The sequence below is a fragment of the Candidatus Melainabacteria bacterium genome, assembly GCA_016193285.1.
In the GTDB taxonomy this organism is placed as follows: Bacteria; Cyanobacteriota; Vampirovibrionia; order 2-02-FULL-35-15; family 2-02-FULL-35-15; genus JACPSL01.
Genome location: JACPSL010000022.1, coordinates 1 through 13,274, shown reverse-complemented (window position 1 = coordinate 13,274; position 13,274 = coordinate 1). Strand labels below are relative to the sequence as shown.

Sequence of the window (13,274 nt, the reverse complement as noted above, 5' to 3'; positions counted from 1 at the left end):
GTTGGTGGAACAGAGTATGCCTTTAAGCAATTACAACTACCAATGCCAGGAATTAATATGTAGGCCATCTATTTTTGTTTAAACTTTAATATTTTCAAGAATTACGCCTTTTCTCGAGATTAATTTTCAAAGTTGCGTTAATTAGTTTTGGAATTATAAGCCATTCTAATTCACCCGAAAGTTCAATTCCATTATTTAATATAACTTTTGCAAGTGCTCCTTTTTTTAATTTTATATTTTTAGCTCCTATAAGCCGCCCTAAAAAATTTTCTAAATCTGGAGCATGACCAATAAGAAGAATTTTATTTACTTGAGAAAATGGCAACAACCCTCTTACAATTTCAGTACTGCTTGCACCACAAGATAAAAAATCTACAGTTTTTAAATTTGGTTTTGGCTGGATATTGTTTATAAATATTTCTGCGGTTTCTTTTGCCCTGATTAAAGGGCTTGTTAAAACAAGGTTTAATTCTTCATTTAAATTGTTAAAAAATAACCCAAGCTTTTTTACTTTTTCTTTTCCTTCCTTAATTAATTTTCTATAAAAGTCTCCTTTTTGACTAGTGTCTTCAGCATGGCCATGCCTTAAAATAAAAATTTCATGCAATATTAATGCCTCGCTTAATAATAAAATTTGCTAACTCTTTTTAAGAGAAATGTCGTGCTTTTGCCATTCTAACTGTAATTTGTCTACAATACTAATGAGAGTTAAAAATCTAGATCTTAGTAACTTAACTTCTTCTGATTTGTCTCTTTTACTCATATTTTTTTCAAAGTCTATTTTTTTTATTGCTTCTTCTAGATTTATTACTAAAGCTTTGCATAATTTTTTAATGGTTATTCTTGCAGGAATGTTATCCTTCCCTCTAGCTATAAGTTCTTGTCTAGATTTTAAACTTATTTGTTCGTTATCAGAATTAATTACAAGATCAATAAGTTGTTGCAAAGAAAGTTGTGCAATTAAAGGTTCCTCATTTTTAATTTCAAAGTCCATACTTATAATCATTTTTATTCCTCAGGTTTTTGTTTTAGTTTCACTAGTGTATATAAAGATGTTAGCCATTTAAAAAGTTACTAGATTTTTTATAATGTACACAAATATTTAAGAATAAAATAATCTTTGTGTTTTGATGATTCGGAAGACAAATTAAAACTGGAGTAACGGGAGTAAAAATTAATAAATTATTTATTTTTCTATAGTGACAAATTTCCCATCTCATCTCCCAGCTCAAAGCTCACCATACCTTAGGAATTACCTAAAAGATAATAGAAACCTCTTATAAGAGGTTTTCTTAATATACAAATTGACTTTTTTGATATAGAAAAATATAATTTTACTCTTGCCTGGTGGTGGGTTTCTAGGAAATCTTTAAAATTTCAAAAAGTTATTTATTTGACAACAAGATATAGAGGTAATAAATGAATGTTAAAATGCCTGAGCGTATTAAGCCTTACGCAAAGGCTGGCCAGAGAACCTCTGTCCTTCCAGATTTAGCAGAAATTCAAAAAGCATCCTTTGAATGGTTCTTAAGAGAAGGACTTTCAGAAGAGCTTAAGTCATTTTCTCCTATAAGAGATTATACTGGCCGGCTTGAGCTTTATTTCTTACATGATAATTATTCTTTTGAAGATCATACTGAACCTAAAAAAGCAAAGACTCCACAAGAAGCAAGAGAAAATGATCAAAGCTATACGAAGAAATTATATATTCGTATGCGTTTAGTTAATAGAGATACAGGTGAAATAAAAGAAAATAAAATGTTTGTAGGTGAAATTCCTATGATGACAGACCGTGGCACGTTTATTGTTAATGGTGCTGAAAGAGTTGTAGTTTCTCAGATAGTTAGATCACCTGGTATTTATTACAAGAGAGATGTTGATCCAAATGGGAAAAGAACTTTTAATGCAACTTTAATTCCCAATAGAGGTGCATGGCTAAAGCTAGAGTCTGATGTTAATGACATTATTCATGTAAAAATTGACAAGAATAGAAAATTATATGCAACTACTTTATTAAAAGCACTTAGCTATACAGTAAATGAAATGGAAACATTGTTCCATCATTTTGATTTTTTACAAAAAACATTAGAAAAGGATCCAGCAGATAATAGAGAGCAAGCGCTTATAGAAGTTTATAAAAAACTAAGACCTGGCGATCCAACAAGCGTTGAAGGTGGAAGACAGATTTTAGAGTCAAGATTTTTTGATGATAAAAGATATAACCTTGGTAAGGTAGGACGTTACAAAATAAACAAGAAATTAGGACTTTCAATTCCAGAAGATGTAAGAGTATTAACTAGAGATGATATTGTTGCTGCAATTGATTACTTAATTAATTTACATTATGATGAAGGTCAAATTGATGATATAGATCATTTAGGTAATAGAAGAGTTAGATCAGTAGGTGAACTTTTACAAAATCAGTTTAGAGTAGGACTTTCAAGGTTAGAAAGAATTATAAAAGAAAGAATGACATTGCAGGATGCAGATACTCTTACTCCTGCAAATCTTTTAAATCCTAAACCATTAATTGCAGCAATTCGTGAATTCTTTGGTTCATCACAGTTAAGCCAGTTTATGGATCAAACAAATGCACTTGCTGAACTTACACATAAAAGAAGACTGTCAGCTTTAGGTCCTGGAGGTTTATCAAGGGAAAGAGCGGGTTTTGCTGTTCGTGATATTCATCCAAGTCACTATGGAAGGATTTGCCCAGTAGAAACACCTGAAGGACCAAATGCAGGTTTAATTGGATCACTTGCAACACATGCACGTGTAAATCAATACGGGTTTATTGAAACCCCATATAGAAAAGTAGTAAATGGAGTTGTTACAAATGAAATCCAGTATTTGTCAGCTGATGAAGAAGATAATTTTAGAGTAGCACCAGGAGATGAACCCGTAGATAAAGATGGAGCTTTTAAAACTGAGTTTGTACCAGTTAGATATAAAAATGAGTTTATAGTTGTCCCACCAGAAGAGGTAGATTTTATTGGGGTGAGCCCTATACAAATAGTTTCTGTTGGTACTGCACTTATTCCATTCTTGGAGCATGATGATGCAAATAGAGCATTAATGGGTTCAAATATGCAACGCCAGTCAGTTCCTTTAATTACAACTGAAAGACCATATGTTGGTACAGGAATTGAAAAACAAACAGCAAGAGATTCTGGAATGGTAATTTTAGCAACAGATTATGGAGAAATTACTTATGTTTCATCTCAAGTTATAAAGGTTAAATATAAATCTCAAGAAGAATGTGAGATTCAATATCCTCTTACAAAATTTAATAGAAGCAATCAAGATACTTGTTTAAATCAAAAACCAATTGTTATAGAAAGTGACAAGATAATTCCAGGACAGGTTTTAGCTGATGGACCTGCAACTGACTGTGGTGAATTAGCACTTGGGAAAAATATTCTTGCAGCTTTTATGCCATGGGAAGGTTATAACTTTGAAGATGCAATTTTAATAAGTGAAAGATTAGTAATGGATGACACTTATACTTCTATTCACATTGAAAAGTTAGAAATTGATGCTAGATCTACAAAACTTGGGCCTGAAGAAATTACAAGGGAAGTTCCAAATGTATCGGAAGAATCATTAAGGCACTTAGATGAAAATGGTATTGTAAGAATTGGTGCAAGGGTATTTGCAGATGATGTTTTAGTTGGAAAAATTACACCAAAAGGTGAATCAGATCACCCACCAGAAGAAAGATTACTGCGAGCAATATTTGGAGAAAAAGCAAGAGATGTTAGAGATAATTCTTTAAGGGTTCCACATGGAGAAGGTGGTCGTGTTGTAGATGTAAAAATTTTTGACAGAGAAAAAGGTGATGAGTTACCACCTGTTGCAAATAAAGTTGTAAGAGTATTTGTTGCGCAAAAAAGAAAAGTTTCAGTTGGTGATAAAGTAGCTGGACGCCATGGTAATAAAGGTATTATTGCAAAAATTCTTCCTGTTGAAGATATGCCTTTTTTACCCGATGGTACCCCTGTTGATATTTTGTTAAATCCTCTTGGTGTGCCTAGCCGTATGAATATAGGTCAAACATATGAAACTATGTTAGGTTTAGCTTCAATGTTAACAGGCAAGCATTATGAAGTTCCGCCGTTTGATGAGATGTATGATCCTGAAGCAAGTAGGATTTTAGTTTTAAATGAAATTAATGAAGCTAAAACACAATGTTCTATTGATTGGATAGATAAAAATGGAAAAGTTAAATTAATTGATGGCAGAACAGGTGAACCATTTGATAATCCTTGTTTAGTTGGAAAAATTTACATGATGAAACTTGTACACCTTGTAGATGACAAGATCCATGCAAGAAGTACAGGTCCATATAGCTTAGTAACTCAACAACCCCTTGGTGGTAAGGCGCAATTTGGTGGGCAAAGATTAGGTGAGATGGAGTGCTGGGCTCTAGAAGCATATGGTTCTGCATATACTTTACAAGAGATGTTAACAGTTAAGTCGGATGATGTTTCAGGAAGAAGCAGAGCCTATGAATCAATTGTTAAAGGTGAAAATATTCCAAGGCCTGGCGTTCCAGAATCATTTAAAGTTTTAGTTCGTGAACTTCAGTCACTTGGCTTGGATGTCACTATTTTAAAAAGACAACATGATGGAAGTGATTCTGAAATTGATTTAACTAGTGATGAAGATGAATTAAGGAAGGCACGTCTAGGTGTTTCCTTGTCTGGTAAAGATATTGGCTTGGAAGAAGAATTAAAAGGATTACGTTCAAAGGCAGTTGCTATTGATTTAGCTGCTATTGCTGTTGAACCTAAAAGTAGTGATTCTAAAGAAGAGGATAAAGGAGGTGAGGAAAAGTTAATTGAAGAAGTAAAGTTAACGGATGAGATAACTGACGGAGATAACGGAGATAAAGGAGAGTAAATAATAAGAAAGTGACAATCCAAGAATCTATAAGTAAAACAAATGGTAATCTCGAAGGAATGTCAATCTTTGACAGGTTTAATCACCTTCAAATTAAAGTTGCTTCTCCATCAAGAATTATGGATTGGTCATTTGGTGAAGTTATAAAACCAGAGACAATAAATTACCGGACTTTAAAACCAGAAAAAGATGGATTATTTTGTGAAAGAATCTTTGGTCCAACAAAAGATTGGGAGTGTTATTGTGGTAAGTATAAAAGGGTTAGACATAAAGGAATAGTTTGTGAAAGATGCGGGGTAGAAGTAACTGAATCAAAAGTAAGAAGACATAGAATGGGACATTTAAAGCTTGCAGCTCCAGTGTGTCATATCTGGTTTTTAAAAGGTATACCAAGTTATATGAGTTTATTAACTGATATACCACTTAGAGATCTAGAACAAGTAATTTATTTTAATCAATACATAGTATTAAATCCTGGAAGTGTTGAAACTATAGTTAAACACCAACTACTTTCTGAAGAAGAATATGAACTTTTAGCAAGCGATGAAAATGCTCAGTTTGAAGTTGCCATAGGAGCAGAAGCTGTAAGGTTGATATTAGAAGAAATTGCAAAACCTGTATATGAATTTCCTGATGCTAAAACACGCGAAGAGCGTGGTGAGTTAAAATCTCTTTCTGGTTTAGAAGAGTTAACTAGTAATTTAAGATTAGAATTAACTAGTACAGCAGGCAGCCAACAACGAAGAGCAAAAATTATTAAAAGACTGAGACTACTCGAAAACTTGATTACTTCTAAGACTGATCCTACATGGATGGTTCTAGATGTGCTACCCATAACTCCTCCAGACTTGCGTCCTATGGTTCAACTTGACGGAGGCAGATTTGCAACTAGCGACTTAAATGATTTATACAGAAGAGCAATAAACAGAAATAACAGACTTGCAAGACTGCTTGATATGGGTGCTCCAGAAATTATTGTCCGAAATGAAAAAAGAATGCTTCAAGAAGCAGTAGATGCATTAATTGATAATGGCAGGAGAGGGAGAGTTGTAACTGGTTCAAATGGAAGGCCTTTAAAATCATTGTCAAATATTATTGAAGGTAAACAAGGCAGGTTCCGTCAAAATCTTTTAGGGAAAAGAGTTGATTATTCCGGAAGGTCTGTTATTGTAGTAGGTCCTCAACTTGGTATTCATCAATGTGGTTTACCAAGAGAAATGGCAATTGAACTTTTTAAGCCATTTGTTATAAGCAAATTAATAGAAAGGCAAATATGTCAAAATATTAAATCTGCAAAAAAACAAATTGAAAAAGGTACTCCTATAGTTTGGGAAATATTAGAAGAAGTTATTCAAGGTCACCCTGTTTTATTAAACCGTGCACCAACATTACATAGACTTGGTATTCAAGCATTTGAACCCGTGCTTGTTGAAGGCAGAGCTATACAATTGCACCCACTAGTTTGTGCTGCATTTAATGCAGATTTTGATGGTGACCAAATGGCAGTACATGTACCATTATCTGTTGAAGCCCAAGCTGAAGCAAGAATGTTAATGATGGCTTCAAACAATATACTTTTACCCGCAAGTGGAAAACCAACTATAACACCTACACAAGATATGGTTTTAGGTATTTATTATTTAACTGCTGAAAAGAAATCTTCTTTAAATCCTAAATTATGCCAAGGCGCAGGAATGTATTTTTATAACTTTCAGGATGCTGTTAGTGGATACGAAGCCGGCATTTTAGATTTACATGCAAAGATTTATGTCAGAGGTGATGATGGTGAGAAAATAAACACTACTGTTGGTAGAGTTGTTTTTAATATGGCTATAGCAAATGTTTTTGAAAGTAACCAAGTAATTAAAATGATTGTACCAACATCAAGAACTAAAGAAAAAATGAAATATATCAATGAAAATATTGATAAGAAGAAACTTTCTAGGCTAGTTTTAGAAATTTATGAGAAATATGGATCTGCAATAGCTAGTGAAATAGCCAATTCCTTAAAAAATCTTGGTTTTAGATTTGCAACAAAAGCTGGAGTAACAATTGGTATTGAAGACTTAACAATACCTGAAGAAAAGAAAGTATTAGTTACTGAAGCTGAAAAACAAATAGAAGAAGCACATAAAAAATTTGAAAGAGGAGATATTACTGAAGTTGAAAGATACAACAAAGTTATTGATACTTGGTCTGAAACTACAGAAAAACTTACAGAAAAAGTAATAGATAATTTTGATCGCTTAAACCCTGTTTACATGATGGCATTTTCAGGGGCAAGAGGTAATATAAGCCAGGTTCGTCAACTTGTTGGAATGAGAGGATTAATGGCTGACTCTCAAGGGCAGATTATTGATTTGCCTATTAAGACAAACTTTAAAGAAGGACTAAATGTAACTGAATACATAATTTCAAGTTATGGGGCAAGAAAAGGACTAGTTGATACAGCACTAAAAACTGCAGACTCAGGTTATTTAACCAGACGATTAGTAGATGTAGCACAAGATGTTGTTGTTCGTGAATATGATTGTGGTACAAAAAAAGGAATTTTTGTTCATGCTTTATACGAAGGAGAAAAATTAACAGTTGATATTGCAGATCGTGTAATTGGTAGAGTTGCTACAGAAGATTTAACAATAAACAGAAAAATTATAATAAAAAGAAATGAAATAATTGACAGAGAAAAAGCAAGATTAATTGAGGAAAATAATATTAAATCTTTCCGAGTAAGATCTCCACTGGTTTGTGAATTACCATATGGCATTTGTCAAATGTGTTATGGTTGGAGTTTAACTACAAATACTATGGTAGATATTGGAGAAGCAATTGGTATTATTGCTGCCCAGTCAATTGGAGAACCAGGAACTCAACTTACAATGAGAACCTTTCATACTGGTGGAGTTGTTGCTGGAGCTACAAAGAAAATTCAGATTAGAGTTCCTGAAACTGATACTGTTAAGTACGATATTCCAACAAGGTCAGTAAGAACTAGATATGGGGATCCTGTTTTACAAACAATAAGAGATGGAAAAATTAAAGTTGGTAAGATGGAATTCTTTTTACCTGGTGGTTCACAAATTAGTTTTGAGAGCGGGACTAAAGTTCAAAAGGATGAAGTAATTGCAGAATATACTGAAATAAGACAAAAAGAATTAATTGAAAAAGCAACAAAAGATATCATTGCTGATCATCCTGGACAAATATTATTTGAAGAATTTTCAGCAGATGAAAGAAGAGACAGACAAGGCAACATCTCAAGAACTGCAAATAAGAGTGGAATAATTTGGGTAATGGAAGGTGATGTTTATAATCTTCCACCTGGCAGCAGATTAACTGTAAAAGATGGAGAACAAGTTAAACAAAATAACATTCTTGCTGAAACATATATTATTTCTGAGCGAGGTGGTGAGGTTCGTTATAAAGAAGATTTAACTGTAGTTGAAGAAGCTAAATTTAGTAAAGAAAAAATTAAAAGATTAGTTCAAGGACGTGAAGTAAGTATTGTAATTGCAAGAGTTGGGGCTGAAAATGCAAAACTTGAAAGTACAAAACAAGGTAATTCCTGGAAGATAAAAGAAACAAAAACTACACCAGAAGAATTTTATACAATAAAAGTCGTACCTGATGAAACTATAGAAAATAAAAGTGTAATTGCTGAACTTGTAGATGATGGTGTTTTAGCTGTAAGTAATGCAGGTGAGATTAGATATGATGGATTAGAAGTAGATGAATCAAGAATTATTACCCAACCAGGCAATATTTATTTTATTCCTGAAGAAGTTCATTATTTAAGTAAAGATGTAAGTTTAAAATTAGTTGAAAATGAAGAAAAAGTAAAAGCTGGACAAGAAATTGTCAAAGATGTTTTTACTCATATTGATGGAGTTGTAGAAATTAAAATTGATAACGATATTATCCATGAGGTTGTTGTAAGAAATGGTGATATTTATGATATTTCAGATGCTACTCAATTAAAGTGTGAAGATGGAGAAATCGTTAAAGAAGGTGTGGAAGTTTATCCAGGCATTACAACAGACTCTGTTAAATTAGTAACCTTACTTGAAGATGAAGAAAAAGCTACTGTTAGACTCCTTTTAAGACCTGTTCAATCTTTTTCTATTGAACCCAAAAAAGTTAACTTTCAAGGTTATTCAACAGATCCAAACATTGCATTGCTTGCAGTTACTCAAATGCTTTACAGAGATGGTGAAAGGGTAAGGAATTTTAATGGCGGACCATTATCAAAAACAAGTTTAGTTCTAACAATGACTGGTGACTTAATTACTTTAAAAGGAAAAGTAGAACTAACTAAAACTTATGAAGGTAAGCAAGAGCTACAAATTATACTACAAGAAAATGTCGTTTTAAGAAGAGAGCAAGATACAAATATTACTCAACTTTTAGTTGATGATCATGATCACATTGAACCTGGTGTAGCATTAGCAAAGACACAGGTATTAGCAAGGATTAATGGAGAAGTTTGCTTAAGTACTCAACAAGAAAAAAGAATTCTTTTAATTACTAGTAATGATTTAATTAAACAAGAAACAACAGCAAGGCCAGTAGTAAAAGTTGGAGAATTTATTAAAATTGGTGATAAGTTGGGTGGTCAGACAGAATCAGTATGTTCAGGGCAAATTGTCTCTTTAGATCAAAAAGCAGTAGTTATAAGAAAAGGCAGGCCATATCTTGTTAGTGCAGGAGCACAACTTCAGTGTGATAATGGACATTTAGTACAGCGAGGTGATCAACTTGCATCTCTTATATATGAAAGAATTAAAACTGCAGACATAGTACAAGGATTACCACGTGTTGAAGAATTGCTTGAAGGGCGTAAACCTCGTGAATCTACAATTTTGTCAGAACTTTCAGCAAAAGTAAAAGTAGTTCAAGAAGACGATACTAAAAAAGTTATTTTAGTCGCAGGAGATGTTCAAAAAGAAATTCAAGTACCTACAGGATTGAATATTATTGTAGAAGAAGGACAAGAAGTAAAAGTTGGGGAATCTTTAACTGATGGGCCTGCAAATCCTCATGATATTTTAAATCTACTAGGTGTTGAAGCCGTTCAACAATATCTTTTAGATGAAGTTCAAAAAGTTTATAGAAGCCAAGGAGTTGAAATCTCAGATAAACATATTGAAATTATAATTAGACAAATGACAAGAAAAGTAAGGATAGAAGATGCTGGTGATACTATACTTCTGCCTGGTGAATTAGTAGAACTAAGAGATATAAAAGAAGAAACTGAAAAAGCAAGAAAGTTAATATCAAAAGATGCTAAACCTCCTATCTATAAGCCAATACTTTTAGGTATAACAAAAGCAAGTTTAAATACTGAAAGTTTTATATCTGCAGCTAGTTTCCAGGAAACTACAAGGATACTTTCAGAAGCTTCAATCCAGGGTAAAAAAGATTGGCTTAGAGGCTTAAAAGAAAACGTAATTATTGGACGATTAATTCCTGCTGGTACAGGTTATTTACATTCACAAGCCGTAGAATTAAATATTACTGATTTTGGTCAAGCTATTTCAGAAACTCTTGCGGAAAGCAGGAGAGAAGCTAGTTTGAATTAAGATCTTCTAAAGCACGTCTTCTTCTGTTTGATTTATAAATATCTTCTAAGCTCTTTGCAGTTCTTCTTCCCATTTCAACAAGATTATTTAAATTTCCACTTCCTTCTTTAATTAAGTCTTCAGTAACAATAGATACAAAATCACCTATGTCTAATATTGTAGATGCAAGAAGAATATCAGGCGGCCCTAAAAAGCTAAACAATTTATTTTCATTATTGTCTTTTTCCTTTATTAGCTTTTCAGGTATGTGAAATCTAAATATATTATTAAGCCAAATAAGTGGTCTGTCTATAATACTAAGAATCCTAATTGTATCTCTTGGGAATCCACTTAAATCAAGCCTTCTTGCAATTGGTCTTGCAATGTCACCAAATATACTAAGCATGTTTATTATTGGCGTAAAGGAAGAAACTGTTTTATCAGCATGTTTACAGAATTCAATAAGAGATTCTTTTTTTACTTCTTCATTTGCTCCTCCAGTGTATTTTCTCCAATGCTCTTTTGCATTTAAAAAGTGTTCTTTTACTTTATTCTTTATATCTTTCCAGCTAACTTTATGATTTTCATTTGAGTGATCATAAGGACAAGGTGGTCCTAAAGCTGTATTCCAAAGTTTATGAGAAAAACCCTGGCCAAGTGAGAGGTTTGTACTCATATTTCTCCACCACCAACTGTCAAATAAATTTGCAACAGTCCACTCAAGGTCATTTGACAATGCTGGATTAAAAAAGCTTAATGCAGCAATAGCAAACTTGCCTTTTGTTTGAATAAAATTATTAGTACGAGAAAGTAAATATGTAGAATTATCTCCAAGTTTTTCTTTTGTACATTTATCCAAGCCAACGTTATCATCTAGATTACCTTTACTGTCTTTATGCACATAAATTTGATTTCTAAGCATAGAACCTAAAGTTCCTGTAATTCTTTCAGTTCCTGAAATTATTTTTAGCCAAATGCTATCGCAAAAATCAGATTTTTTAATAAAGTAGGAAACAATTTTTAGAGGACACTCAACAATATGTGAATAAACACTATACTTTGCTAACCTAGCAGTATCCTTTGCCCATTTTTCTTTGTCTTCTTTTGTCCGCTCGCTAACATCATTATTAAAACCCGGATAATTTTCTTTAAAGTCATCAAAAGGTCTGACATCACTATAGCCATATAAGCTCTTTAGTAGTTTGTTTATTTGTATCATTTTATATTTTTGTTTATGTTTTCTAAAATAATTTTTTAAAAAAATAAATAAGCTAAATACTAACAATCTTTTTAACAGATTTAAAAATTTAAAAAGATAATTAGAATTTTACTTTACAAGGTAATCTTAAAGAGATTAAGAAGCTCTTGTCGAGAGTTTCTTAACCATTTAGAATTTTTTAAGAATTCAGTTATGTTTTCAACATACTTGTTAATAAAAGTGTAATATTTAAGTACTCTTTTTGTATGAGAAAAATAGTTACTTTAATTCTTTTGCTGATTTGGAATACTTCACTAAGTAGTTGGGCTCAAGAAGAAAAAAAGCTCAAGAATATCTCTGGTGAAATAAATGAAGATCAAATCTGGTCTGGAAATATTCATGTTACTGGTGATATCTGGGTAAATAGAGGAGTAACCCTAACCATATTGCCAGGAACTGTAATTAAAGTTTCTGCTTTCAGTGATGACCAGCATGGTGGGAAAGACCATCCGCATGATCCACCGTTCCCTAATGATCCTGATCGCATTGAAACAAAAAGCACCCAGATTATAATTGATGGTTCACTAAATGCAATCGGGACACCAGACAAGAGAATTGTTTTTACATCTGATAGTGAAAATCCGACAACATATGACTGGGATGGGTTACTTATTTCCCGAGGCAAATTAAAGTATGCAATTATTGAATATGCTCGTTATAACAATATTCAAGAGTCTTCTAATGTAGTCATTGCAAATAGCATTATTAGAAATGCTCTTGAGTGCTGCCTTTGCATTGGTCATGCAAAACCTGTCAGCCCTCGGATATTAAATAATGAAATTTATAACTGTGGACATGAAGGGATTGATTATGCTGGTGGCTCTGCTTTAATTGAAGGAAATTATTTTCACCTGGAAAATCCTGAAATACAGCCGAATCCTACAATAGGAAGAAATGGAATTATAGTATATAAAAACGCTTACCCAATTATTAAAAAAAATACATTTAAGAAACTTGTGGACGCCATACTTTTCCTGAACGATGCTCTTAACGAAGAGAAAAAAAGAAGTAAGGTTATAGTCAGGGATAATAAGATAGAAGAAAATGATGTTGGCATTGAGATGGAGCCTGGCTTTCCTAGTGGTGTAGTGATTATAAAAAATAATCAACTGATTAACAATAAAGAAGATAAAATAATCAGAAGATTATAAAAGGTGTGTAAAAGTTTAATCAAAGGTAAGGTTTTTACTGTATTGCAATTAAGATGCGTTAATCAAGTTTCACAGTTTTTGTTCATTAATTAATTCCACAAATATTAAATTTTCAATTCCCATACTTTACCTGATTAAAAAACAAAATCCTTTGTGGTATTGTAGTTGCAATTATTTATTACGGTCTGAAGTTAAACAACTATGACTATTGCAATTAGTAAAACTTCTGAATTACAATCCGGTTGTAGAACTCATGTTCACATTAATAGAAAATATTTAAAAAATAAGAAAACATTTGAAGACTTTAAACAAAGACAATATACAAGATTTAAACCTGAACAAATAATAAACGAGGATAATTTAATCCTTCCACAAACTATTCTTCCTCAAAAACCAAATGCACTT

7 protein-coding genes are annotated in these 13,274 nt (G+C 32.4%); 4 read left to right on the top strand and 3 right to left on the bottom strand.

Features of this window, described 5'->3' with window-relative positions:
• Positions 1–94 precede the first annotated feature (94 nt).
• Both HYY52_04875 and HYY52_04870 read right to left on the bottom strand, forming a co-directional pair.
• Positions 95–607 (bottom strand): histidine phosphatase family protein, encoded by a 513-nt coding sequence (locus HYY52_04875; GenBank protein MBI2996020.1) that lies wholly within the window; start codon positions 605–607, stop codon positions 95–97.
• Between the two features lie 30 nt (positions 608–637).
• Positions 638–1,006, bottom strand: a complete 369-nt coding sequence (locus HYY52_04870; protein ID MBI2996019.1) for a hypothetical protein — start codon at positions 1,004–1,006, stop codon at positions 638–640.
• 425 nt (positions 1,007–1,431) lie between these two features.
• Between HYY52_04870 and rpoB the strand changes: the two genes are divergently transcribed.
• Together rpoB and rpoC are read left to right on the top strand one after the other, a co-directional pair.
• On the top strand, positions 1,432–4,902 hold the full coding sequence (gene rpoB / locus HYY52_04865; protein MBI2996018.1) for a DNA-directed RNA polymerase subunit beta: 3,471 nt from the start codon (positions 1,432–1,434) through the stop codon (positions 4,900–4,902).
• A gap of 11 nt (positions 4,903–4,913) precedes the next feature.
• Entirely contained in the window at positions 4,914–10,481 is a 5,568-nt protein-coding gene (rpoC, locus tag HYY52_04860; GenBank protein ID MBI2996017.1) for a DNA-directed RNA polymerase subunit beta', read from the top strand.
• Here the strand turns inward: rpoC and HYY52_04855 are convergent.
• A complete protein-coding gene (locus tag HYY52_04855) occupies positions 10,468–11,679 on the bottom strand; it encodes a hypothetical protein (protein ID MBI2996016.1) in 1,212 nt (403 codons plus the stop codon). The two genes, rpoC and HYY52_04855, sit on opposite strands and share 14 nt — an antisense overlap.
• Positions 11,680–11,924: 245 nt before the next feature.
• Between HYY52_04855 and HYY52_04850 the strand changes: the two genes are divergently transcribed.
• Both HYY52_04850 and HYY52_04845 read left to right on the top strand, forming a co-directional pair.
• The gene (locus HYY52_04850; protein MBI2996015.1) at positions 11,925–12,869 is read left to right on the top strand and encodes a right-handed parallel beta-helix repeat-containing protein; all 945 of its coding nucleotides are present in this window, start codon (positions 11,925–11,927) and stop codon (positions 12,867–12,869) included.
• Positions 12,870–13,070: 201 nt separating this feature from the next.
• A partial coding sequence (locus tag HYY52_04845; GenBank protein MBI2996014.1) for a hypothetical protein occupies positions 13,071–13,274 on the top strand: 204 nt, incomplete at its 3' end.